General features: G+C 72.1%; 22 protein-coding genes and 2 tRNA genes. 3 read left to right on the forward strand and 21 right to left on the reverse strand.

Translation table 11 applies throughout. From position 1 onward, the window contains the following. Nucleotide 1 precedes the first annotated feature (1 nt). From V9U70_RS24430 to V9U70_RS24475, 10 genes are all read right to left on the reverse strand, one after another. On the reverse strand, nt 2–922 hold the full coding sequence (locus V9U70_RS24430; protein WP_336678567.1) for an ABC transporter ATP-binding protein: 921 nt from the start codon (nt 920–922) through the stop codon (nt 2–4). Next, nucleotides 919–1605, reverse strand: a complete 687-nt coding sequence (locus tag V9U70_RS24435) for an ABC transporter ATP-binding protein (RefSeq protein WP_336678569.1) — start codon at nt 1603–1605, stop codon at nt 919–921. The genes V9U70_RS24430 and V9U70_RS24435 overlap by 4 nt, the downstream gene beginning before the upstream one ends. Next, nucleotides 1602–3239 carry a hypothetical protein gene (locus tag V9U70_RS24440; protein ID WP_336678571.1) on the reverse strand — a complete coding sequence of 546 codons (1638 nt, stop codon included), beginning with the start codon at nt 3237–3239 and terminating at the stop codon, nt 1602–1604. The genes V9U70_RS24435 and V9U70_RS24440 overlap by 4 nt, the downstream gene beginning before the upstream one ends. Further along, nucleotides 3236–3661, reverse strand: a complete 426-nt coding sequence (locus V9U70_RS24445; RefSeq protein ID WP_336678573.1) for a hypothetical protein — start codon at nt 3659–3661, stop codon at nt 3236–3238. Before V9U70_RS24445 ends, V9U70_RS24440 begins: the two co-directional genes overlap by 4 nt. Further along, nucleotides 3661–4257 carry a hypothetical protein gene (locus V9U70_RS24450; protein WP_336678574.1) on the reverse strand — a complete coding sequence of 199 codons (597 nt, stop codon included), beginning with the start codon at nt 4255–4257 and terminating at the stop codon, nt 3661–3663. The genes V9U70_RS24445 and V9U70_RS24450 overlap by 1 nt, the downstream gene beginning before the upstream one ends. Then, a complete protein-coding gene (locus V9U70_RS24455; RefSeq protein ID WP_336678576.1) occupies nt 4239–4775 on the reverse strand; it encodes a stage II sporulation protein M in 537 nt (178 codons plus the stop codon). The genes V9U70_RS24450 and V9U70_RS24455 overlap by 19 nt, the downstream gene beginning before the upstream one ends. A gap of 106 nt (nt 4776–4881) precedes the next feature. Continuing rightward, nucleotides 4882–5160, reverse strand: a complete 279-nt coding sequence (locus V9U70_RS24460; RefSeq protein ID WP_336678577.1) for a hypothetical protein — start codon at nt 5158–5160, stop codon at nt 4882–4884. Between the two features lie 334 nt (nt 5161–5494). Beyond that, nucleotides 5495–6079, reverse strand: coding sequence for a TerD family protein (locus V9U70_RS24465; RefSeq protein ID WP_336678578.1), 585 nt, complete (start codon nt 6077–6079; stop codon nt 5495–5497). Between the two features lie 117 nt (nt 6080–6196). Further along, nucleotides 6197–6754 (reverse strand): RNA polymerase sigma factor, encoded by a 558-nt coding sequence (locus V9U70_RS24470; RefSeq protein ID WP_336678580.1) that lies wholly within the window; start codon nt 6752–6754, stop codon nt 6197–6199. 250 nt (nt 6755–7004) lie between these two features. Continuing rightward, nucleotides 7005–7077: transfer RNA gene (locus V9U70_RS24475), tRNA-Ala, on the reverse strand. A 180-nt stretch (nt 7078–7257) separates the two neighbouring features. On the opposite strand from V9U70_RS24475, the gene V9U70_RS24480 reads away from it, so the two are divergent. Together V9U70_RS24480 and V9U70_RS24485 are read left to right on the forward strand one after the other, a co-directional pair. Next, nucleotides 7258–7806 carry a helix-turn-helix domain-containing protein gene (locus V9U70_RS24480; RefSeq protein WP_336678581.1) on the forward strand — a complete coding sequence of 183 codons (549 nt, stop codon included), beginning with the start codon at nt 7258–7260 and terminating at the stop codon, nt 7804–7806. A 144-nt stretch (nt 7807–7950) separates the two neighbouring features. Further along, nucleotides 7951–9315 (forward strand): serine/threonine protein kinase, encoded by a 1365-nt coding sequence (locus V9U70_RS24485; protein WP_336678583.1) that lies wholly within the window; start codon nt 7951–7953, stop codon nt 9313–9315. A 12-nt stretch (nt 9316–9327) separates the two neighbouring features. On the opposite strand, the gene V9U70_RS24490 is transcribed toward V9U70_RS24485, so the two are convergent. Next, entirely contained in the window at nt 9328–10692 is a 1365-nt protein-coding gene (locus V9U70_RS24490) for a hypothetical protein (RefSeq protein ID WP_336678585.1), read from the reverse strand. Nucleotides 10693–11067: 375 nt separating this feature from the next. Further along, entirely contained in the window at nt 11068–11202 is a 135-nt protein-coding gene (locus V9U70_RS24495) for a DLW-39 family protein (protein WP_003958712.1), read from the reverse strand. Nucleotides 11203–11491: 289 nt separating this feature from the next. On the opposite strand from V9U70_RS24495, the gene V9U70_RS24500 reads away from it, so the two are divergent. Then, nucleotides 11492–11860: a DUF6344 domain-containing protein gene (locus V9U70_RS24500; protein ID WP_336678588.1), complete on the forward strand. Its 369-nt coding sequence runs from the start codon at nt 11492–11494 to the stop codon at nt 11858–11860. A 202-nt stretch (nt 11861–12062) separates the two neighbouring features. Here V9U70_RS24500 and V9U70_RS24505 read toward each other — a convergent pair whose 3' ends face one another. From V9U70_RS24505 to dnaN, 9 genes are all read right to left on the reverse strand, one after another. Then, entirely contained in the window at nt 12063–13130 is a 1068-nt protein-coding gene (locus V9U70_RS24505) for a GntR family transcriptional regulator (protein WP_336678590.1), read from the reverse strand. Nucleotides 13131–13204: 74 nt separating this feature from the next. Beyond that, nucleotides 13205–13278: transfer RNA gene (locus V9U70_RS24510), tRNA-Ile, on the reverse strand. Between the two features lie 71 nt (nt 13279–13349). Next, nucleotides 13350–13913, reverse strand: coding sequence for a DUF3566 domain-containing protein (locus V9U70_RS24515; protein WP_336678592.1), 564 nt, complete (start codon nt 13911–13913; stop codon nt 13350–13352). 93 nt (nt 13914–14006) lie between these two features. Then, entirely contained in the window at nt 14007–16649 is a 2643-nt protein-coding gene (gyrA, locus tag V9U70_RS24520) for a DNA gyrase subunit A (RefSeq protein ID WP_336678594.1), read from the reverse strand. A 47-nt stretch (nt 16650–16696) separates the two neighbouring features. Further along, a complete protein-coding gene (gene gyrB / locus V9U70_RS24525) occupies nt 16697–18766 on the reverse strand; it encodes a DNA topoisomerase (ATP-hydrolyzing) subunit B (protein WP_336678596.1) in 2070 nt (689 codons plus the stop codon). A gap of 401 nt (nt 18767–19167) precedes the next feature. Then, nucleotides 19168–19656 carry a DciA family protein gene (locus V9U70_RS24530; protein ID WP_336678802.1) on the reverse strand — a complete coding sequence of 163 codons (489 nt, stop codon included), beginning with the start codon at nt 19654–19656 and terminating at the stop codon, nt 19168–19170. Nucleotides 19657–19877: 221 nt separating this feature from the next. Next, nucleotides 19878–21008 (reverse strand): DNA replication/repair protein RecF, encoded by a 1131-nt coding sequence (gene recF / locus V9U70_RS24535; RefSeq protein ID WP_336678598.1) that lies wholly within the window; start codon nt 21006–21008, stop codon nt 19878–19880. A gap of 65 nt (nt 21009–21073) precedes the next feature. Further along, nucleotides 21074–21958, reverse strand: coding sequence for a phosphogluconate dehydrogenase (NAD(+)-dependent, decarboxylating) (gnd, locus tag V9U70_RS24540; RefSeq protein ID WP_336678600.1), 885 nt, complete (start codon nt 21956–21958; stop codon nt 21074–21076). A 150-nt stretch (nt 21959–22108) separates the two neighbouring features. Further along, nucleotides 22109–23239: a DNA polymerase III subunit beta gene (gene dnaN / locus V9U70_RS24545; protein WP_336678603.1), complete on the reverse strand. Its 1131-nt coding sequence runs from the start codon at nt 23237–23239 to the stop codon at nt 22109–22111. Between the last annotated feature and the right edge of the window lie 1121 nt (nt 23240–24360).

The raw sequence follows: 24360 nt of genomic DNA on the forward strand, positions 1-24360 counted from the left end.
TTCAGCCCTCCCTCTTCGATGCGGCGAACTCCGTGGCGCCGGCTGTCATGGCCAGGTACGCGTCCTCCAGCGAGGCCCGCAGCACGGTGAGTTCGTGTACGGGCAGTCCCGCCTCCGCAGCCAGGTCGCCGATCCGTGCGGCGTCCGCGCCCACGCCCGCCACCAGGAGCGAGCCGTCGTCCTGCGGGTCGGACGCGATGTGCGCGCGGTCCAGGACGCAGGCCAGCTCGCCCGGGCGGGGAGAGCGCACCAGGACGGTCGTCCGCGCGTTCGTCGTGATGAAGTCGCTCATGCCGGTGTCCGCGAGCAGCCGCCCCTGTCCGATGACGATCAGATGGTCGGCGGTGACGGCCATCTCGGACATGAGGTGGCTGGAGACGAGGACCGTGCGCCCCTCCGCGGCGAGGGAGCGCATCAGGTCGCGTATCCACCGGATGCCTTCCGGGTCGAGGCCGTTGACCGGTTCGTCGAACAGCAGGACCGGCGGGTCGCCGAGCAACGCCGCGGCGATGCCCAGCCGTTGCCGCATACCGAGCGAGAAGCCCTTGATGCGCGTCCGCGCAGCCGGCTCCAGGCCCACCCGGGCCAGCACCTCGTCGACGCGCTTCGCGCCGATGCGGTTGCTCTCCGCGAGGATCAGCAGATGGCCCCGGGCGGTGCGCCCGCCGTGGGCGGCGCCCGCGTCGAGCAGGGCGCCCACCTCCCTCAGCGGGCAGGCGAGTTCGCGGTAGCGGCGGCCGCCGATGTGCGCGCTGCCCGCGGTCGGCCGGTCCAGGTCGAGCACCATGCGCAGCGTGGTGGACTTCCCCGCGCCGTTGGGTCCGAGGAAGCCGGTCACCCGGCCGGGGCGCACGTCGAAGCTGAGCCCGTCGACCGCCGTGCGGCTCCCGTACCTCTTGGTGAGGCCCCTGACCTCGATCATGTGTCCTCCTGGGGGCGTTCGTCACCCGGCTCGTGGGGCGCTACGAGGGGCGCCGCCCCACCGGTGGGCGGGCCGGCGGGAGGCCCCAGCGTGATGGTCCGGTCGAGCAGCGGTTCGAGGCGCTGCGGCTCGTGGCTGGTCAGCAGGACGGTGCGCCCCTCGCTCCGCACCTCTCCCAGGAGCGCGACGAGTTCGGTGCAGGACGCGGCGTCCAGGCCGTTGAACGGCTCGTCGAGCAGGACGAGCCGGGGGCGGTGCAGCAGCGCCGCGACCAGCCCCACCTTCTTCCGGGTGCCGAGGGACAGGTCCCGGATCAGGGTGTCCGCCCAGCCCGCCGCCCCGAACCGTTCGAGTCCCCGCGGCGCGTCCGCCGCGGACACGCCCCACAGCCGGGCGGCGAAGGCGAGGTGCTCGCGCACGGTGAGGTACTCGTACAGCGGGGGCTCGTCCTGGACGAAGCCCCGCAGCGCCCCGGCCGCGGCGGAGTCGGGCGGCTCGCCCGCCACCCGGCAGGTCCCGGCCGCCGCAGGCGTCAGCCCGGCGATGACGCGCAGCAGCGTGGACTTGCCCGCCCCGTTGGGTCCGGCGAGGAGTACGGCCTCCCCTTCGGCCACCCGCAGGGTGACCCGGTCGAGCACGGTCGTCTCGCCGAACCGTACGGTCAGTTCTTCCGCGCGTATCACGGGAGGTCACCTCTCAAAGGCGCGCCGGCGCCCGGACGGGCGCGGCGCGGCGGCGTTCTCGCGGCCAGCAGGCCGACGCCGGTCGCGACGACGGCCAGCGTGAGACCCGCCGGCAGGACGGCCAGGGGCCCCGGTGCGAGCAGGGGCAGGCTCAGGACTGTCGGGAGCATCAGCAGTCCCGTCAGCACGGACTGGATCACGTCCGCGGCCGGAGAACGCGTGACGCGGCTCTGCCCCGCGCTCTCCGCGGGCGGCAGGACGAGCGCGGCCGCGCACGCGGCGACGGCGGCCACCGAGGCGGCGGCGAGCCCGGTGACGAGCAGCGGCAGCGGGCTGCGGCCCACCAGGAGCAGCCAGCCGGCCACGGCCGGGGACGACAGCGTCAGGACCGTCAGGGCGAAGGCGGCCGCCTTCCCGGCGAACAGCGCGCGGAAGGGGACGGGCGACTGCCGCAGCAGGTCCATGCAGCCCCGTTCCGCTTCGAGGCCGCACACCTGGACGGCTTCGTCGGCGGTGAGGACGACGATCCCCACCAGCACACCGGCGGCGACGGCGAGCTCGACCCCGGCCAGGCCCCGCCCGCCGGCCAGGGCGTGGCCGATCCCGACGCCGAGCAGCAGCGTCCCGCCGACGGTCGTGCGGCGCAGCCCCGCCGTCGCCACCGACGTCCCGCGCAGCACCGCCCGCGCCTCCTTGGCCAGGACCAGCCGGAGGATTCCGCCCCGCTGCCCGAGCCGCAGGAACCGGCCGTCGCGGAGCCGGACGCGCGGGTCGGCCGCCGGTTCCGCGGTGCGCAGGACCCTCACCCGGCACGCCGTGCGCAGGCTCGACCAGGCGCAGGCGGCGAGCACCGCCGCCAGGGCGCAGGACACGGCGGCAAGCGGCCCAGGGCCCCGGGAGAGGAGCGCGTCCCACCAGCCGGGACGCAGCTCGGCGAGCGTCTCGCCGGCGATCCGCGGGACCGTGGTGAACAGCGGGCCCCGCGCGCCGAGCGCGGTGGTCACCGACGCGGCGGGAACCCCGAGCGCGACCCCGGCGCACAGGGCGAGCGCCGGGGTCCGCAACCGGGTGGCGCGGGCCGGGGCCTGGGCGAACACGCCTGCCAGGGACAGTTGGAGGGCCGCGCCGACCACGACGACGCTCCAGGTCGCCGTGGTGGCCAGGGCCGCGGCGGCGCCGTCGAGCCAGCAGACCAGGAACGCGGTGGCCGCGCTCCCCAGCGCCGCCGCCTGCACCAGGGCGGGGGCGACGAGACGCACCAGCACGAGTTGGCCCGGTGTCACGCCGAGGCTCCGCAGCGCCGAGAAGTCGGACGGGTGGACCACCCGCCTGACCTGGGCCGGGCCGGCCGCCAGTGCGGAGCCCGCGACGACGAGGAGGGCGGGCAGCCAGCCCCGCGCGGCGACGGCGTCCGCCGCGTCCGGAGCAGGGAGCAGGCGCGCGGCCAGGAGCCCCGCCCCGGCCGCCGCGGCAACCGTCGCCAGCGCGCCCACCGCGTACCAGCAGGCGGCTGCCGTGACGGCCCAGCGGGGGGCGGCCCGGCCCTGCAACAGGTTCAGCGAGCGTCGGCGGTCGGCGACGGCCAAGGCCAGGGCGCCGCGGAGCAGGGTGTTGCGGGGGGCCGGCACGGTCACGGCGCACGTCCCGGCAGGACGGCCGCCGCGACGGTGGCGCACACCCCCGCCAGGAAGGCCCCGGCCAGGAACACCAGGACGCCGGTCGAGGGCAGCATCATCCCCGCCACGGCGAGGAGGGTGCCGACGACGCCGCTGATCCCGATGAGGGCCAGCTGCCCCACCTTCACCAGGGCGGCGACGAACGCGAGCAGCGTCAGGAGCACGGGGAAGCCGACCCAGACGTACTGGAGTCCGTCCTGAATCCGCAGGACGGCGTCACGGCTCTCCTCCGTCACCCGCGAAGCCCCGGCGACGGCCTCGACGACGTCCTCGCGGGTGGCGGCGTAGACGCCGGCCCTGGTCCAGGCGGCCGCCGTCGTCAGCAGGGCGAACACCGGGAGCGGCCAACGCCGCCCGGCCGCCCGTGTCGCGCCCGGCATCACAGCACCGCCTGGAGCAGGCCGAGGAGCAGCGCGGGGGCCAGAGCGCACAGGGCGGTGCGGACCGGTCCGAGCTCCGGTGCCCGGCGGCGCAGGACCAGCGTCGTGAGCACGGCGAGGGCCAGGAGGCCGGGGTCGGGCCGGGGCAGCCAGGAGAGCAGTTCCCGGCCGGCGAGCCCCGTGCAGGAGAGCAGGACGAACACCGTGGTCCGCAGCACGAAGTAAGCGGCCAGCACCGCCCCCAGCGTCTGCCGCAGCGGCCGGAACCCGGCGGTGGCGCCCGCCGCGCGGCAGGCCGTGGCGGCGAGCGCGCCGAGGCCGAACACCATGGCGGTGTAGACGAGCAGGTTGAAGAAGACGCCCGCGGCCAGGGCGGACCACACGCCGAGCGCGGTCTCCTGCCCGGTGGCGTCGGGCAGCGCCTGGAGCAGTTCGGCGCGGAAGACGGCCCGGTGCTGGAAGAGGAAGACCGCGAGAAGCGGTACGACGGAGAGCAGGGACAGGACCTGGACCCGTCGGGCGGTGCGGTCGCCGGCCTCGGCCGGGGTCGCGATCGGCGCTTGTGGCGCCAAGGTGCTCACAGGGTACTCACCCACGTTTCGATCGTTGCCGCGAGGAAGATCAGCGTCAGCGCGACGCCGAGGAGCCCGACGGAGTCCACGAGCAGGTCCCGTACCAGCGGCCGCGGGCGGCTGCTCCCCACGAGGCGCCGTACGGCCGCGACGAGCGGGACGAGGCCGGCGGCCACGGCCAGCGCGATCGCCGGGAGTTCGAGGAGGGCGTGCGGCAGGACGCGCAGGGCCATCGTGGCCGGGCCGGCGACGGCGAGCGCCTTGCCCAGGCCGAGGCCGGTCAGGGTGCCGGAGACCAGGCTGAACAGCACGGTGACCACACCCATCGTGAGCAGTCCGCCGAAGGCCAGGAGAGCCACCCCCGCGTTGGCGCTGAACACCGACCACCACAGGCTCGCCCCCGCCTGGGCCGGTCTCACTTCGAGGCCGTCCGCCCGGCCGTGCCCGAGCACGGCGCCGACCGCCAGGGAACCGAACCAGAGCAGGAAACCGAGCAGAACCGCCATGCGTTGCCGGCGCAGCAGGCCGACTACCTCGTTCATCGCGCGCACTATCCGTGAGGGTCCGGTGGGACGAGTGAGTGGATGGTCCGAAAGGACAAGAGGGACAGGGGCCGCCGCGTCTCTCCCGACGGCCCCTGCGCGGGCGCTACTTGACGACGGCCTTCTTGCCGGCCGCGGCGACCGCCTTCTTCAGCAGGAACAGGCCGATGCCGCCGGCCGCGGTGACGCCGCCGAAGACGGACAGCGCGGCGGCGATGTCCATACCGGTCATGATCGCGCCGTACGCGGCGGCGGCGTTCGTGGCGTTGAAGCCGAAGTAGGAGACGAGGACGTTCGGCATGACCACACCGACGAGGAGAAGGGCTCCGGCGGCGGCTGCGGCACCGGCTCCCGCGACGGCGGAACGACCGTAGGACGTGAACATGGCTCTACACTCCAAGGTGCTGGAAACAAGGGATGCGGGCGTGGGGATCGACCTTCAGGACCGGCGGGCCTGGCAGCTTCGGCCGGATTCCAGGGCCGTTCCCGCCCCGCATCCTGTAAACGGCCCGGGCGGCTGCGGTGTATGACGCCCCAGAAGATTTCTTCGCTCCCGGACACTTCGCTCCCGGACATGACGAACGCGGCCGCGGTCACCTCGACGGTGTCCACAGCCGCGTCCTCGTGTCGCCCCGCGGTGACGGCGGGTCAGCCTCTGCGCCGTCCGTCCTCATGACGGCGGCGGGTCAGCACGTCCCCCGGCCGCTGTCCGCTCCCCGCTACCTGGTCACGGCGAAGCGCATCAGGGACTGCTGGTCGCCCTGCTTGATCTTCCCGGTCTCGTTGATCACCTGGAGCTTCCAGCTCGCGCCGTCGCGGACCGCCTTCGCCACGGCGCAGCCGTTGTCCTGGGTGAGCATGCTCGGCCAGATGTCGGCCACCTGCTGCGAGGAGCCGCCCGTCGCGTCGTACACCTTGAAGCTGATGTTGCGCGCGTTCTGGAAGGCGCTGCGCTTCTTGTACGCGGCGGCGACGAACACGATGGCCGTGATGTTCGACGGCACCCGGGCGAACTCGACGGTCACCGTCTCGTCGTCGCCGTCGCCGTGCCCGGTCTGGTTGTCCCCGCTGTGCACCAGCGAGCCGTTGCCCAGCGGGTCCAGGGAGTCCAGGCCGGCCAGGCGTACCGGGTCCTCACCCTGCAACGCGATGGCGATCAGGTCGAGGTCCGTCCCGGCCTTCTGCCGGAGCTTCCCCATCAGCCCGCCGCTGCTTCCGACGGTCGGGTCCCAGGAGACCCCGATGGACAGGTGGGTCACCCCGCCGAGGTCCGCGGGGCCGTCTTCCTTCTTCAGCGTGATCATGACTGAGTCCTTTGGTGGTGTGACTGTTTATCCATGCAGTGTGCCTGGTGGCCCCGGCCTCGGGGCGAACGGCGGCGGCATTCTTCGCGCCGCCGGCCCGGCCGGCCGTCGGCACGCCTACTCGACGGCGCCGCCGACCTCCTCGTTCAGCCGCCGGAGCCCTCTCCACCGCGCCCGCGAGACCGTGCCGCGGTGCACCCCCAGGAGGGCCGCCGCGTGGTCGATGCTGTGCCCGTCGATGTCCACGAGCCGTATGGCGGCGGCCTGCCCGTCGGACAGCCGGCCCAGCAGGCGGCTCACTTCCCACTGGGCTTCGTAGAGTTCCAGGGACACGTCGGCGACCGCCCTGTCGGGCACCTCCGCGACCGGCGTCTCCCGGCGTCGCGCCCGGTGCTGGTCGTACGCGACCGTCGCCACGGTGCGCAGGGCGTACGCGCGGGGGTTGGGGTGCCGCATCAGCTCCGCGGAACGGATCAGCAGCCGTTCGCACGCCGTCTGGACGATGTCCTCGGCGGTCGGCGGGTGGGCCATGGCCGCGGCCTTGCGCCGGAGCGCGGGCAGCAGCTCGCAGATCAGGAGTTCGGCTTCGCCGTCCCACCGGGGTCGCCCGGTGTCGTCCTCCGCTTCCCTCTCCCGTCTGCCCCAGACATGACTTATCACGATCTTTTCAGGCAAAACAGTTCCCCCATTTTATTCACCTTGTACCCATATTGGTCAGATATGGATGACGTGAGGGCCTCGCGGCCGGCTCACGGCGGTGATCATGGTAGCCACCCCTCCGGGCGGGACCCTTGGCCCCGAGGGGGGCGCAGGGGCGGGTGGACTGACACCGCACCCCAGCCGCGGCCGGGGCCCCGAGGCGGGCCATGGGCACGGAAAAGCCCCCCTGCCCGCGTCACGGCAAGCCAGGGGGGCTTCTTCGATGTGGAGCCTAGGAGATTCGAACTCCTGACATCTGCCTTGCAAAAGCAGCGCTCTACCAACTGAGCTAAGGCCCCGGAACCACATCAGACGAAAGCGGCGCCCAACACGTCCGTGTCACGGCCACCGTCGCGCTCCTAGAGTACCGGGTCACCCCCGGAATCCTCCAAAAGGACAGGGACTCCCGGCGGACGACCACGCTCCGTAAGATGCTCGGCGAGGTTCGCAGCAGCGAAGCCGCAGCGAAGGGGAGAGCTATGGACGCAGCGCAGCAAGAGGCGACGGCGAGAGCCAGAGAGCTTCAACGCAGTTGGTACGGCGAGCCGTTGGGGGCGCTCTTCCGTCGGCTGATCGATGATCTCGGGTTGAACCAGGCCCGGCTGGCCGCCGTTCTCGGACTGTCCGCTCCGATGCTCTCCCAGTTGATGAGCGGCCAGCGGGCCAAGATCGGGAACCCTGCGGTGGTCCAGCGCGTCCAGGCCCTCCAGGAGCTGGCGAACCAGGTGGCCGACGGCAGCGTCAGTGCGGGCGAAGCGGCCGACCGGATGGAGGAGATCAAGAAGTCGCAGGGCGGTTCGGTCCTCACCGGCACCGGCCAGACCGGCTCCACCAACGGCGCCCCCACCGTCCGCCGCGTCGTGCGCGAGATCCAGTCCCTGCTCAGGTCGGTCGCGGCGGCCGGCGACATCATCGACGCCGCGGACGCCCTCGCCCCGACCCATCCGGAGCTGGCAGAGTTCCTCAGGGTGTACGGAGCCGGGCGCACCGCGGACGCGGTCGCGCACTACGAGGGGCATCAGAGCTAGGACCACGGAACGACGACGGACCAGGGCCGGGCGTACGGCGCAGCGCCCTGGTACCGGCAGGACAGACGGCCGGGCACGGGCCCCGGCGGCAGGCCGGGGCAGCAGGCCGCGGCCACCACGGGAACGGGGAGCGGGCACAGCGCAATGGGTGAGGTCTTCGCCGGTCGGTACGAGTTGATCGATCCGATCGGACGTGGCGGGGTCGGCGCCGTCTGGCGGGCCTGGGACCACCGGCGCCGCCGGTACGTGGCCGCCAAGGTGCTCCAGCAGAGCGACGCGCACACCCTGCTGCGCTTCGTCCGCGAACAGGCGCTGCGCATCGAGCACCCGCACGTGCTGGCCCCCGCCAGCTGGGCCGCCGACGACGACAAGGTCCTGTTCACCATGGACCTGGTGAGCGGCGGTTCGCTGGCCCACGTCATCGGCGACTACGGCCCGTTGCCGCCCCGCTTCGTCTGCCTCCTTCTCGACCAGCTGCTGTCGGGGCTGTCCACGGTGCACGCGGAAGGCGTCGTCCACCGGGACATCAAGCCGGCCAACATCCTGATGGAGGCGACCGGGACGGGCCGCCCGCACCTTCGGCTCTCCGACTTCGGCATCTCGATGCGCAAGGGAGAGCCCCGGCTGACCGAGACCGACTACGTGGTCGGGACGCCCGGTTACTTCGCACCCGAGCAGATGATGGGCGCCGAACCCGACTTCCCCGCGGACCTCTTCGCCGTCGGCCTGGTCGCCCTCTACCTCCTCCAGGGGCGCAAGCCGGACGCCCGGGCCCTGGTCGAGCACTTCGCCGCGCACGGTACGCCGGGCGCTCCGCAGGGCATTCCCGAGCCGCTGTGGCAGGTTCTCGCCGGTCTGCTCCAGCCCGATCCGCAGGCCCGGTTCCGGACCGCGACGGGTGCGCGGAAGGCGCTGAGCGCAGCAGTCGAGATGCTGCCGGAGCCGGGCCCCGACGACGAGCCGGTCGAGGTGTTCGATCAGATCGGGCCGCTGCCGGCCGGGTTCGGCCCCGACGGCCCCGTAAAGGCTCCCCAGCCGCACCAACCGGCTCAGGGGCCGCGGACGTCCGCCCAGGAACCGCCCGCCGCGCCACGGTCTCCCGTCTCCATGTCGGAGACCGGCAGCTTCCATCTGGCGCCCCCGCCCCACCCGCATTCCCCGCCTCCGCCCGGACAACGGCAGCAGCCTCAGGCGCCGCCCGCCGCGCACTCCCCGTACCAGCAGCCCGCGCCGGCCCCAGGCCCGCCGCACGTCCAGCCCACCGTGCCGCCCCCGTACACCGCCGGGGTTGTGGACCTCTCCCTGGCGCCGACCTCCGGCGTGCCGCTGGACGCGCCGGCCACCCGGCCCTGCACGGCGCAGCAGCACCAGCCCACCGCCGCCCGCACCTCCGCGTCCGCTCCCGTGCGGCGAACGCGGCCGGGACCGCCCCTGAAGGTGGCGGTCCCGGTGCTGGTGGTGGCGCTGGTCTGCTTCGCGGTCGGCTTCTGGGCGCTGACGCGGATGTGACGGGCCCGGCCGTCACCAGCCCTGCCGCGGCGGCCCTCCGGGCGGCGGCTGCCGGTGGCCGCCGGGGCCGGAGGAGTCCGCGGCCGCCGCGGGGGCCTGTGCGGCGCGGCGGCGGGCCAGCAGCGTCCAGGCGCCGAGCCCCAGCACCAGCACGGAGCCGAGACCGATGCCGGTGGCGGCCACCAGCGCCATGGCGCCGCCCTCCTGGGCGTCCGCCGCCTTCTGGCCCTCCCTGGCCATCTCCTTGTCCCGGTCGGTGACGCCGAAGACGCCGCCGCCCTCCTCGTACGGGGACTCCGTGGCGTCGTTCTCCACCTGGACCACCAGCTCCAGGGGGATCGGCTCGCCGCCGTAGGCCTGCTTCAGCTCGGGGCTGAGGGACACCGACAGGTAGTACCAGCCCGCGAAGCGCATCGCGCCGACGTGGGCCGAGGACGCGAACCTGTTCCGGTAGGCCACCGGCGGGAGGGACCTCAGCGACGTCGTGGTGGGCTTTCCGGAGTACGAGAGCGAGGCGTCGGCAACGTTCCCCCCGGCCGGGTTGTCCAGCGACAGGGTGAGCGCGTTGCCCACGAACTCCGTGGTGCCGTCGGGGCTGTTGGAGAGCCGGGCGGTGGCGTGGAGTTGCTGGCCCCAGTCCACCGGCACCCGGTAGAAGCGGGTCTGCCCCGGTTCGACGGCGTCCTTCCACTGGCCGCTCTCCAGGCCGGTCGCCTCGAAGTAGCCGGCGCCGCCGGACCGCTTCTGCGGCTTCTCCGCCGGCGGCTCGGGCGCGGCCGACGGCCAGCTCTCCGGCCCCTCGGTCGGCAGCGACGCCCCGCTCCTCGGCCGGGGCTCCTTGAGGAAGCGCAGCTCCAGGTCCCAGGCCGCCGTGTCGGACGTCGCCTTGCTCTCGCGCTCGACGAGGACGTCGTACACCCCGCCCTGCTGGCAGACAGTGCTGCCTTCCTTCGGCATCCGGGAGGCGTACGCCGTGATCGGGCGCGCGTATCCGCCCGAGCCGAAGGTCGCGCGCTGGGAGCCGCACCGGGTGTCGTCGAGGTCCCGGAGGCTGACGGTGATGCCGTCGCCGTAGGCGACCGGGCCGCTGTCGCCGGGCACGGCGACCGCCGAGACGTAGGCGGGCGAGTCGTCGTCCAGGGTGACCCGGTAGTAGAGCTTCTCGCCCCGCCTGATCGTGCTGCGGTAGGCGACGCCCTCGTCCAGTTCGGAGGCCTCGGCGTTGGCGGTGGCGCCCTGCACCGACGTGGCGTCGGGGTCGAAGGCGTACGTCCCCGGGCCGGCCGCCCGTGCCTGCCCCGGCGCCGCCGTCCCCACGCACACCGCCGCCAGTACCGCCGCCAGTACCGCCCGGACCCTGCTGCGCTGCCTCTTCACGCGCTCCCCCTCGTCGTCCTCACGCGCCGGCCCCTCCCGGCGCGGCGGCCGCGCCGCGGCGGCCTCCGGTGGAGCGGTCCCCGCCGCCCGGCCGGGGCGTCCCCTTGGGCGGCGGCCACGACGCCGGTCCATCCTGCCCCGCCCGCACCGCCGCTGTCCCGGGCCCCGGCGCCTCGGCCGGCCGCCTCCGGCCCCGTCGCCCTCTTTGCTTCAGCAAGCTAATCTTTCGCTTCCGTGAAGACAAGGGCGGGAGCGGTCGTCCACCGACGGGCCGCACCCGCACGGCGGGCGCGGCGCCTGCGCCGAGGGGCCGGTCCCGGACAGCACGAAGCCCCGGCCGCTCAGCGACCGGGGCCCGTAACAGACTGTGCCGTCTCACACACCCGAACCTGCGGGCACGGAGTCGGTAGCCTCCGTCCACAGATCCTGCTCGGCGCGATCCGCCTGGATCTGGCGGTACACGAGGAGCCCGCCGATGGCGGCCAGTGCGACCAGGAGAAGCTTCTTCACCGCGCGACCTCGTCTTTCCTTGGCATAGGGGCCTTCTGCCGCCGACTATACACACCGGCCGATACCGATCGGTGACCTGCCCGAAACCCTCGATCAGCCCGGTCACGGCCCCCGGACGGCCTCGCCGAGCCCCCTTTCGACCGCCTGCGAGAGCCCGTCCACTCCGGTTGCACCATACGAGTGGTGTTCATCTGAAGATCGGCGCAGCGTGGGCGTCGGTCCCGGGAATCGCGGCCCGCCTCCCCATCATCGAGGAGTCAGCGACCGGACCGTCCGAAAGCGAGGGGCCATGAGCACCTTCCAGCCCAAGAACCTGTGGACCGCCTTCATCACCGCCTTCTTCGCCCTCCTGGCCTCGCTCGGCCTCGCCACCGCCACGGCCCCCGCGGCGCACGCCGCGGCGCGGCCGGGCGCCACGCCCCAGGAGCACACGGAGGCCACCGCGGCAACCGCGACCGCCCCTTCGGTGCGATGGACCCTTCCGCGTGACCGGGCCCTGCCTCCGACGATGAAGCAGCGCATCCGCGCGGAGGCACACGGCTCCTCCCCGACGGCACGTCAGCTGTCGGCCGACCCGGCGGGCAGCACCGGCGCCACCGACACGGCCCGCCCCCGCCACGCAGCCCCGGCAGGCGACTCCCCGGTGCCACCCCCCTGAGCCCGGCGCCACCGCACTCCGGGGCCCCGGTCCGGTTCACACCGGACGGGGGCCTTTTCGCGCGCCCTCTCACCCCGGCGGGCGCCTGCGCGCGCCTGCCACTCGCGGTAGGCGGCGCCCAGCGCGTCGAAGCCCCGGGCCAGGGCGACGGAGTTCACCGCGGCGTAGCTGACCACCAGGGCCGGGGGCCGCGTGGTGTCCGTCAGGGTGTAGAAGCGGCCGCCGCGCACCAGCACCGAGTGGTGCCGGGCGGCCCGCACCAAGACCTGTTCGTCGACGTGGCCGGGGAGTTCGAGGTAGGCCTGGAGGCCGCTGTCCCGCCCCAGCAGCCGGGCGCCGGGCAGACAGCTCGCGGCCCCAGGGCGCTGAGATCGTCAAGGTCTTCTCGTCGGGCGACGACACCTTCCCGAACGGCCGCTCCCACGAACTGCTCTTCACCGCAGAGGAGCTGGTGATCGCCACCCGTACGGCGCACGGAGACGGCGCCCGGGTCCGGGCCCATTCCCGCGGGCTCGCCGGCATCCGCAACGCGCTGGCCGCCGGGGTCGACGTCATCGACCACGCCACCTACGCCGACGACGCGGTGCTCGAAACCATCGCCGAGCGGGGCGTCTTCGTCGTCCCCAGCCTCTACCAGAAGGATGTCCATGGCCTGGGTGGCCCCTCCGGTGACCATGATCCGGTCGGCGGAGGCGTCCAGGGCCCGGCTCTGCCGCACCAGCGTGGCGATCTCGGTGCGCAGCGCGGGCGCGCCCTCGGCCGGCCCGTACCCGAGCGCGGCGGCGTCGGCCCGCCCGTAGGCCTCCTGCAACGACTGGAGCCAGCGCGCCACGGGGAAGTCGGCGAGCGCGGGCGTGCCGTGCCGGAAGTCGATCCCGCCGCCCGGGTGGTGGGCGGGCGCCGGCTCCCAGGGCTGCCACAGGACGTCGCCGTCCTCCGTGGACCGGGGCGGCCGCGGCGCGAGAGGGGCGGGGGCCGCGCTCCGTCCCTCGGCGGCCGCGCCGCCCGTCGCCCCCGCGGTCCCGGCGACGCGCGTACCGGAGCCGCGCCGCGCGGTGAGGATGCCGTTGGCCCGGAGCAGTTCGTAGGCGCGCAGGACGACGGTCCGGGAGACACCGAGCTGGAGGGCGAGCTCCCGGGAGGCGGGCACGGCGTCACCGGGCCGCAACTGCCCCGACCGCACCAGCAGGGTGACCTGGTCGCACACCTGCTGCTGCAAGGGTGTGGCGCTGTCCCGGTCCAGAACGATGAGCAGCTCCGACGACCCCACATCCGCCCCCTCACTGGCCACCCGCAAACGAAGAAGGTCACCGACTCGATCCGAGTCGGTGACCTTCGTTCCGGTGGGGCTAACAGGATTTGAACCTGTGGCCTCATCCTTATCAGGGATGCGCTCTAACCAACTGAGCTATAGCCCCGCCGCGCTGTCGCGCTGACTTCTGAAGATTAGCGCACGTCGGGGCCAGTCCCAAAATCGATGCCCGGCGCGCTACTCGTCCTCGGCCAGCGTGAGCTCGACACCGCCCACGAAGCCGGCCGAAAGGTTGTAGATGAAAGCGCCCAGCGTCGCCAGCGCGGTGGCCAGCACCACGTCGATCACGGCGATGACCGACGTGAAGACGAGCACCCGCGGCAGCGACAGGAACGACTGCAGATCGAAGCCGTTGCTCTCGTTGGAGCCGGTGGCCTCGCTGATCGTGCCGCCGACGGTCTCGAAGACGCCCATCGCGTCCATGACCATCCACAGCACGGCCGACGCCACCACCGTGCAGATGCCCAGCGCGATCGACAGCAGGAAGCTGACCTTCATCACCGACCACGGGTCGGCCTTGGCCACCCGCAGACGCGCCTTGCGGGTACGCGGAGTGGTCCGCGCGCCCGTACGCGGCTTGCGCGTCGCCTGGGCTCCGCCGCCCTGCGTGCCGCCGTCGGGCGCTTCGTACGCCTGCGGCGGGTGGTAGGGGCCCGCCGGCCCCTCGGGCTCACGCTCGCCGGGCAGCGGCCCGGTCGCGTAGCCCTCGTATCGGGGCTGAGGCCCTCGTGTGTCCGTCACCGTGCCCCCTTGGGAGTCCGCAGCAGGGCCACGGGCACCGTTCGCCCCTGATCCGGAAGCGGCCGAACCGGCGCCCGTGGCTCCACTCACGCTCTACTCCTCGTGCTCCCCGGTCGAGGGCTCCGTGCCCTCGACAATGCCCTCTACCACGCTCTCGGCGTGGACCTCGGCCGTCTCGCCGTCGGCGTCATCGGCCCCATCGACCTCTTCCGCCTCGCGACCGGCCTCGGCGTTGCGCGCGATGCCGACGACGGCATCCCGCTTGCCCAGATTGATCAGTTGGACGCCCATGGTGTCACGGCCCGTCTCCCTGACTTCATTGACTCGCGTGCGAATCACACCGCCGCCGAGCGTGATGGCGAGGATCTCGTCCGTCTCCTCGACCACCAGCGCCCCGACGAGCGACCCGCGGTCCTCCACGATCTTGGCGGCCTTGATGCCGAGGCCGCCGCGGCCCTGGACGCGGTACTCGTCGACAGGGGTCCGCTTCGCGTACCCGCCGTCGGTGGCAGTGAACACGAACGTACCGGTCCGCACCACATTCATCGAGAGCAGCTCGTCGCCTTCGCGGAAACTCATCCCCTTGACGCCGGAGGTCGCCCGGCCCATGGGGCGCAGCGCGTCGTCCGTCGCGGTGAACCTGATCGACTGCGCCTTCCTGCTGATGAGCAGCAGGTCGTCCTCGGCCGACACCAGCTCGGCGCCGATCAGCTCGTCGTCGCCGCCGGCCGGGGTCTCGCGCAGGTTGATCGCGATGACGCCGCCGGAGCGCGGGGAGTCGTAGTCCTTGAGCGCGGTCTTCTTCACCAGACCGCCCTTAGTCGCCAGGATCAGGTACGGCGCGGCCTCGTAGTCGCGGATCGCCAGGATCTGGGCGATCTTCTCGTCCGGCTGGAAGGCCAGCAGGTTGGCGACGTGCTGGCCGCGCGCGTCCCGTCCCGCGTCCGGGAGCTCGTAGGCCTTGGCCCGGTAGACCCGGCCCTTGTTGGTGAAGAACAGCAGCCAGTGGTGCGTCGTCGAGACGAAGAAGTGGTCGACGATGTCGTCTTCCTTGAGCTTCGTCCCGCGCACGCCCTTGCCGCCGCGCTTCTGTGACCGGTAGTCGTCCGTCTTCGTGCGCTTCACATAGCCGCCACGGGAGATCGTGACGACGATGTCCTCCTCGGCGATCAGGTCCTCGATGGACATGTCGCCGTCAAAGGGCACCAGCTTGGAGCGCCGGTCGTCGCCGAACTTGTCGACGATCGCCGCCAGCTCCTCGCTCACGATCGAACGCTGCTTCGCGGGCGAGGACAGGATCTCGTTGTACTCGTTGATCTTGGCCTGGAGCTCGTCGTGCTCGGCGGTGATCTTCTGGTGCTCCAGCGCGGCCAGCCGGCGCAGCTGCATCTCCAGGATCGCGTTCGCCTGGAGCTCGTCGATCTCCAGGAGGCCCATCAGGCCCTCGCGCGCGATCTCCACCGTGTTGCTGCGCCGGATGAGGGCGATGACCTCGTCGATGGCGTTCAGGGCCTTGAGGAGGCCGCGCAGGATGTGCGCCCGCTCCTCCGCCTTGCGCAGCCGGAACTTCGTCCGCCGGACGATGACCTCGATCTGGTGCGTCACCCAGTGGCGGATGAACGCGTCGATCGACAGCGTGCGCGGCACCCCGTCGACGAGCGCCAGCATGTTGGCGCCGAAGTTCGACTGGAGGTCGGTGTGCTTGTAGAGGTTGTTCAGGACGACCTTGGCGACCGCGTCCCGCTTGAGCACGACGACCAGGCGCTGGCCGGTGCGCGAGGAGGTCTCGTCCCGGACGTCCGCGATCCCGCCGACCTTGCCGTCCTTGACCAGGTCGGCGATCTTCTGCGCGAGGTTGTCGGGGTTGGTCTGGTACGGAAGCTCCGTGACGACCAGGCACTGGCGGCCCTGGATCTCCTCGACCGCCACGACCGCGCGCATCGTGATGGAGCCGCGGCCGGTCCGGTAGGCCTCCTCGATGCCCTTGCGGCCCACGACGAGCGCGCCGGTCGGGAAGTCGGGGCCCTTGATGCGCTCCATCAGCGCGTCGAGCAGCTCCTCGTGGGAGGCCTCGGGGTGCTCCAGGTACCACTGGGCGCCGGCGGCGACCTCGCGCAGGTTGTGCGGCGGGATGTTGGTCGCCATGCCGACCGCGATGCCCGCGGAGCCGTTGACCAGCAGGTTCGGGAACCGCGCCGGCAGGACCGTCGGCTCCTGGTTGCGGCCGTCGTAGTTGTCCTGGAAGTCGACGGTCTCCTCGTCGATGTCCCGGACCATCTCCATGGACAGCGGCATCATCTTGCACTCGGTGTACCGCATGGCCGCGGCCGGGTCGTTGCCCGGGGAACCGAAGTTGCCGTTGGAGTCCACCAGCGGCATGCGCATCGACCAGTGCTGCGCGAGGCGCACCAGGGCGTCGTAGATGGAGGAGTCGCCGTGCGGGTGGTACGTGCCCATGACGTCGCCGACGACGCGGGCGCACTTGTAGAAGCCCTTCTCGGGGCGGTAGCCGCCGTCGTACATCGCGTACAGCACCCGGCGGTGGACGGGCTTGAGGCCGTCCCGCACGTCGGGCAGCGCACGCGAGACGATGACGGACATCGCGTAGTCGAGGTAGGAGCGCTGCATCTCCGTCTCGAGCCCGACGGGCTCTACGCGCATGCCCACACCGGGGATCGCGGCTTCCTCTTCCGGCATCACGGGTTCAGGTGTCACGGGGGTGTTCTCGTCGGCCATTGCTGGTCAAAGTCCTTTCGAGCTGCGGCGTCGCGGGTACGGCCGACTCAGATGTCGAGGAAGCGGACGTCCTTGGCGTTGCGCTGGATGAACGAGCGCCGCGCCTCGACGTCCTCGCCCATCAGCACCGAGAACAGGTCGTCGGCCTGCGCCGCGTCGTCCAGCGTGACCTGGCCGAGGACCCGGTGGTCGACGTCCATGGTCGTGACGCGCAGCTCTTCGGCGTTCATCTCGCCGAGGCCCTTGAAGCGCTGGATCGAGTCTTCCCTGATCCGCTTGCCGTTCTGCTTGCCGAGGTCGACGAGGGCGTCGCGCTCGCGGTCCGAGTACGCGTACTCGAAATCGTCCCGGCCCCACTTGATCTTGTAGAGCGGCGGGCGCGAGAGGTAGACGTGCCCCGCCTCCACCAGCGGCCGCATGAAGCGGAAGAGGAAGGTCAGCAGCAGGGTGTTGATGTGCTGACCGTCGACGTCGGCGTCCGCCATCAGGATGATCTTGTGATAGCGGAGCTTCTCGATGTCGAAGTCCTCGTGGACCCCGGTGCCGAAGGCCGAGATCAGCGCCTGGACCTCGGTGTTCTGGAGGATCTTGTCGATCCGGGCCTTCTCGACGTTCAGGATCTTGCCGCGGATGGGCAGGATCGCCTGGTACATCGGGTTGCGGCCGGACTTCGCCGAACCGCCGGCGGAGTCACCCTCGACGATGAAGATCTCGCACTTGGTGGGGTCGTTCGACTGGCAGTCGCTGAGCTTGCCGGGCAGCGAGGCGCTCTCCAGGAGCCCCTTGCGCCGGGTCAGGTCGCGCGCCTTGCGGGCCGCCACACGGGCGGTCGAGGCGGCGATGCCCTTGCGGATGATGTCGGCGGCCTCGTTGGGGTTCCGGTCGAACCAGTCCGTCAGCTGCTCGTGGACCACCTTCTGCACGAAGGTCTTGGCCTCCGTGTTGCCCAGCTTGGTCTTCGTCTGACCCTCGAACTGGGGCTCGCCCAGCTTCACCGAGATGATCGCGGTGAGACCCTCGCGGACGTCCTCACCGGTGAGGTTGTCGTCCTTCTCGCGCAGCAGCTTCTTCTCGCGCGCGTACCGGTTGACCAGCGAGGTCAGCGCCGCACGGAAGCCCTCCTCGTGCGTGCCGCCCTCGTGCGTGTGGATCGCGTTGGCGAAGGAGTAGACGCCCTCGGTGTACTGCGTGTTCCACTGCATGGCGATCTCGGCCGAGAGGAGTCGCTCCTTGTCCTCGGCCTCGATGTCGATCACCGACTGGTGGATGACGTCGCCCTTGCGGGAGTTCAGGTACTTCACGAAATCGACGATGCCGTTTTCGTAGTGGTACGTGACCGTGCGGACGGCCTCCTCCGCGGCGGGCTCGACCGCGTCGGCGCTGTCCGCGCCCGCCGTCGCCTTCGCGGACTCACGCTCGTCGGTGAGCTTGAGGGTGAGGCCCTTGTTGAGGAACGCCATCTCCTGGAAGCGGCGCGAGAGGGTCTCGAAGCTGTACTCGGTCGTCTCGAAGATGTCCCCGTCGGCCCAGAAGGTGACCGACGTGCCGGTCTCCTCCGTGGCCTCGTGCTGGGCCAGGGGGGCGGTCGGGACGCCGAGCTTGTAGTCCTGGGTCCAGCGGTGTCCGTCGGTCTTGACCTCGACGGAGACACGGGTGGACAGAGCGTTGACGACGGAGACGCCGACACCGTGCAGACCGCCGGAGACGGCGTAGCCGCCGCCGCCGAACTTGCCGCCGGCGTGCAGGACGGTCAGCACGACCTCGACGGCCGGCTTGCCCTCGGACGGCACGATGCCGACGGGGATGCCCCGGCCGTTGTCGATCACACGCACCCCGCCGTCGGCGAGGATCGTGACGTCGATGGTGTCCGCGTGACCGGCCATCGCCTCGTCGACCGAGTTGTCGACGACCTCCTGCACGAGGTGGTGCAGGCCTCTCTCACCGGTCGAGCCGATGTACATGCCAGGCCGCTTGCGGACCGCGTCCAGCCCTTCCAGCACGGTGATCGCACTGGCGTCGTACGAGGCGGTGACCTCGCCCGCCTCACCGACCGCGGACGGAATGTTCTCGTTGGGGTTGCCGGAATCGGCCACGAAGCGCCCTTTCTGGCACAGCACAGGCCGTTCTCCGGCAGGCGGGAGCGGCTGCGTCGTTCGGCTTGTATCGACGACTCCCGCCTTACTTGCGGGATTACTGCTCAGTCTACCGGTAGCTCTGACATGAATGGGGGTTTGCCGGTGCCTGAGTCCGCATGTGCCGCCCTGAACGAGCGGCTAACGACTCCCCATATCCGGGACGGGCCCCCAAGAGGCCCTGAAGGGCTTTGAGCGCTTCGGCCTGTCAACCTCCCGCTACGGTGAGGGACACCCCCGCCGCACCCCCCGGCCCCCCGGGGCGCCGACCATGCGGAACCCACCCCCGCGGCCGTCTGGTACACGACAATTTTAAGCCAAAAGCGCAGCTCAGGCAGGCGGGGCGGCGACCCGGTCGACACCGCCCCCGTCAGCCGCCGACGGCCTCACCCGTAGGTGTCTCCCGGGCCCGTGCTGCCCGGCGCCCGCAGCGGCCCGTACCGGCGCTCCGGACCCGCAGGACCGACCACTTTGATCATCCGTACGGTGCCCTGCCCCAGGTCCGCGTTCAGCCGGGCCACCAGCTGCGGGGCCAGCAGCCGGAGCTGGGTCGCCCAGGCCGTGGAGTCACAGCTCACCGTCAGCACCCGGGCCCCCGGGTCGTCGTCGTACCGCACCGGAACGCAGTGCTTCGCGAGATCGTCGCCGACGATCTGCGGCCACCGCCCCATCACCCCGCCCACCGCGGCGGGCGTCTCCCAGCCGCGCTCGGTGATCAGCCGGTTGATCGCGGAGCCCAGCCGCTGCGGGTCGCGGCCGTCCGAGCGCGCCCCGGAACGCAGCCCGCCCCCGCGTCGGGCCTGCTTCCGCTGCTGCGCCGCCGTGCCCCGCGCCCTCGCCTGCTCCTTCGCCGCCCGCAGCGCGACGCGGGCCAGATCGACCCCGGCCGCCTCCGGCGGTTTCCGGGTCCCGGCGGCGGCCGGGTCCGACGCGCCCTCCGCGGCCCCGGCCCGCCGGCCACCGCCCGCCCCGGCCGGTCCTCCGCCCGAGCGCGCCGCACCCCGGGGACGGTCCGCCGTCCCGGGAGCGCCCGCAGGGTCCGAGGCCTCGGCGCCCCCGCCAGACGCCGGCCTGGCCGTGTGCTCGCCCCGGCCGGTCATGCCCGCTCCACCTCGCCCGCGGACACCGCGTACCGCGCCCCCGCCAGCACACCCGGGACGTCCTGGGCCACCGCGGCCGTCACCAGCACCTGCTCGCCGGGCGCCACCAGCTCCGCCAGGCGTTCCCGGCGGCGGTCGTCCAGCTCGGCGAATACGTCGTCCAGGACCAGCACCGGCTCGTTGCCCTCTGCGCGCAGCAGCTCGTACGAGGCCAGCCGCAGGGCCAGCGCGTACGACCAGGACTCACCGTGGCTCGCGTACCCCTTCGCCGGCATGGAGCGCAGTCCGAGCACCAGGTCGTCGCGGTGCGGGCCGACGAGCGTCACCCCGCGCTCGATCTCCTGCTTGCGGACGCCGGCGAGCGCGGCGATCACCTGCTCGTACAGCTCCTCACGGCTCCGCGCCGAGCCCACGTCCTCGCCCACGGAGCTGCGGTACTCCAGGGTCACCGGGCCGCCGCCCGGCGCGACGTCCCCATAGGCCTTGTCGGCCAGCGGCCGCAGCGTGGCGATCAGGTCCAGACGCTGCGCGAGCAGCTCGGCGCCCACCCGGCCCAGATGCTGGTCCCAGACGTCCAGGGTGGACAGGTCCATCGAGCGGCCGCCGTGCCGACGGGCCATCGCCGCGGACTTCAGCAGGGTGTTGCGCTGCTTGAGCACCCGCTCGTAGTCGGAGCGGACCCCCGCCATCCGGGGCGAGCGCGCGGTGACCAGCTCGTCCAGGAACCGCCGCCGCTCGCCGGGGTCGCCCTTGACCAGCGCCAGGTCCTCGGGCGCGAACAGCACTGTCCGCACGATCCCCAGCACGTCACGCGGTCTGACCTGCGAGGACCGGTTGATCCTGGCCCGATTGGCCCGGCCGGGGTTCAGCTCCAGCTCGATCAGCTGGGACCGCTCGCCCTGGGTGACCGCGGCACGGATGACGGCACGCTCCGCGCCCATGCGGACCAGCGGGGCGTCGGAGGAGACCCGGTGGCTGCCGAGGGCGGCGAGATAGCCGACGGCCTCGACGAGGTTGGTCTTGCCCTGCCCGTTGGCGCCCACGAACGCGGTGACGCCCGGGTCGAGAGGGACCTCGACCCGGGCGTACGAGCGGAAGTCGGCCAGTGAGAGATGGGTGACGTGCATGGTGGCCGACCTCTCCCGGCAGTGCTTCGCAGGTGTGTCACGTTGGCGCGTGGCCGACGTGTCGATCAGTTCTCGCTCTTGGACTCGACCGCGTGGCCGCCGAACTGATTGCGCAGCGCGGCGATCATCTTCATCTGCGGCGAGTCGTCCTGACGCGAGGCGAACCGGGCGAACAGGGACGCCGTGATCGCGGGCAGCGGCACCGCGTTGTCGATCGCGGCCTCCACCGTCCAGCGGCCCTCGCCCGAGTCGGCGGCGAAGCCCCGGAGCTTCTCCAGGTGCTCGTCGTCGTCCAGGGCGTTGACCGCGAGGTCGAGCAGCCAGGACCGGATGACCGTGCCCTCCTGCCAGGAGCGGAAGACCTCGCGCACGTCGGTGACGGAGTCGACCTTCTCCAGCAGCTCCCAGCCCTCGGCATACGCCTGCATCATGGCGTACTCGATGCCGTTGTGAACCATCTTCGCGAAGTGGCCCGCGCCGATCTTGCCCGCGTGGACCGAGCCGAAGTCCCCCTCGGGCTTCAGCGCGTCGAAGACCGGCTGGACCTTCGCGACGTTCTCGGCGTCGCCGCCGTACATCAGGGCGTAGCCGTTCTCCAGGCCCCAGACGCCGCCGGAGACGCCGCAGTCGACGAAGCCGATGTCCTTGCGGCCCAGCTCGGCCCCGTGCTTCTCGTCGTCGGTCCAGCGCGAGTTCCCGCCGTCGACCACGACGTCGCCGGGCGAGAGCAGCTCGGCCAGCTCGTCGATCGTGGACTGCGTCGCGGCGCCGGCCGGGACCATGACCCACACGACCCGCGGGCCCTTCAACCTGCCGACCAGCTCTTCGAGACTGTGGACATCGGCGACGTCCGGGTTGCGGTCATAACCGATGACGGTGTGGCCTGCGCGGCGGATGCGCTCGCGCATGTTGCCGCCCATCTTGCCGAGGCCGACGAGTCCGAGCTCCATCAGAGATTCCTTAAGCGTCGTGGCGATAAGCGTCGGGGCGTGTGTGCCCAGGACCGAGCCTACGCCCGGCGGACGGCAGCAGGGCGGGCCCGCTCCGCGCCGAGCGGGCCCGCTGAGGACTGCCGAAGGTGCGTGCCCCGGACGGCCGGGTCAGCCGGAGAGGCGCACCGGCATGATCAGGTACTTGTACGCGTCGTCCGCCTCGGCGTCGACGGCCGGGCGCCCGCTGAGCAGGGCGGGCTTGGTCGACGTGGTGAACGAGAGCTGGGCGACCGGGGAGTCGATCGCGCTCAGGCCGTCCAGCAGGAAGGTCGGGTTGAAGGCGATCGAGATGTCGTCGCCCTCCAGCACCGAGTCGACGCGCTCCACAGCCTGTGCGTCGTCGCTGGAGCCGGCCTCCAGGATGAGCACGCCCTGCTCGAAGCTGAGCCGGACGGGGGTGTTGCGCTCGGCGACCAGGGCCACACGCTTGACGGCCTCGACGAAGGGAGCCGTCTCGATCACCGCGACCGAGTTGAACTCGGTGGGGAAGAGCGTGCGGTACTTCGGCAGGTCGCCCTCGAGCAGCCGCGTGGTGGTACGGCGGCCGGCGCCCTCGAAGCCGATCAGGCCCTCGCCCGCGCCGGAGCCGGAGAGCGCCAGGGTGACCGTGTCACCGCTGGTGAGCGCCTTCGCGGTGTCCAGGAGCGTCTTGGCGGGCACCAGGGCCACCGCCGACGCGTCCGGGTTCTCCGGCTTCCACAGGAACTCGCGGACCGCGAAGCGGTAGCGGTCGGTGGAGGCGAGGGTGACGGTGTCGCCCTCGATCTCGATCCGCACGCCGGTGAGCACCGGCAGCGTGTCGTCGCGGCCCGCGGCGATGGCGACCTGGGCGGCGGCGGAGGCGAAGACCTCGCCCGGGACGGTGCCCGTGGCGGTGGGCATCTGCGGCAGCGCCGGATACTCCTCCACCGGCAGGGTGTGGAGGGTGAACCGCGAGGAGCCGCAGACCACCGTGGCCCGCACACCGTCGGTGGAGATCTCCACCGGGCGGTTGGGCAGGGCGCGGCAGATGTCGGCGAGCAGCCGGCCGGAGACGAGCACCGTGCCGTCCTCGTCGATCTCCGCGTCGACGGAGACCCTGGCGGAGACCTCGTAGTCGAAGCTGGAGAAGCTGAGCGCCCCGTCCTCCGCCTTCAGCAGTAGGCCCGCGAGAACGGGCGCCGGCGGACGGGCCGGGAGGCTGCGGGCCACCCAGGCCACCGCCTCCGCGAGTACATCGCGCTCCACCCGGATCTTCACCGGAACCGCCTCCTGCTGTTGCTCGCTCGCCCTGCTGGCCTTCGTCGTCTGGACCGGATCTCCCTGCCGAGGGCTGAGGAGGCTCCGGGGTCCAGTCTGACGTACGGCACCGACAGTCGTTGCTGCTCGGGGTCAAGTCGGGCAAAGAGCTTCGGGGCGGTCGCCGGTCGAGTTGTACACAGGCCCCACTTCGAAGCGGATTCCTGGCTAACTCTGAGTGGTAGTAGTAGTAGGCCTTGTGGATACCGTGGATAACGTCGTTTTCGCAGGTCAGCGGCGGTTTTTTATCCACCGGCCCTGTGGGCGGCGCCCGTGGACAACCAGGGCTTTCTGTGGACGGACGAAAGTTCTGCACACCCGATGCACAGGAGGGGCCCACTTCTCCCCAGGCCTGTCCCCAGCTTTACCCACGTTCCCCACAGCCCAACCCGGGGTCTCGGTGTGACGGCTTTCACTCCGGGCGGTGAGAGCGGGTGTTGCGTTGCCGAACAGTGGACAGGGGTGTGGAGAAGCTGGGGACAACCCGGCCCAGCCTGTGGGCCGTCGGTGGACAACCGTGCCGACCCCCTGTGGACGGAAAGTCTGTCCACAGGCTGTGGATGACGGTTGACCACAAATCCCCAACCACGTGACCTGGCCTGATGGAGTATCGGCAGCGGGCCCTGTGGACGCAATATGGACAACTTCCCAGTCCCCAGGCTGTGGACGGAAAGTTTCTCGCACATCTGTGGAGAAGGGGCTCTGAGCAGCCCGTATTCGAACAGTCCCGGTCGCAGGGCACGAGGCCCAGGGCGCGACGCGGGCTCTTCCGGGACGGTGGCAGAGCCCCTGCGGGCCGCCCGCAGACGCTCTCGTGGGCGGTCTCGGGCTCTGCGGGGCCTGACCGGCAGCTGAGGGGGCCTCCCCCGGCGCGGTACCGGCGCGGTAGGCGTTTCCCCGGAGCGTGCGGCGGGCGCCGGATTCCGCGGAGACCGGATTCCGTGGAGGCGGGCCCGGGCCCGGGCGCGGCCAGGCGGCGACGTCGGCCCAGCGGGGTCTTCTCAGCGGTCGGCGGGGGGCACAGGCCGCGGGAGCCAGGCGGCGACGCCGGCAGAAGGGGACGGCGAAGGGCGCCTGGCCCG

This window comes from Streptomyces pratensis, assembly GCF_037137275.1.
GTDB lineage: Bacteria > Actinomycetota > Actinomycetes > Streptomycetales > Streptomycetaceae > Streptomyces > Streptomyces pratensis_B.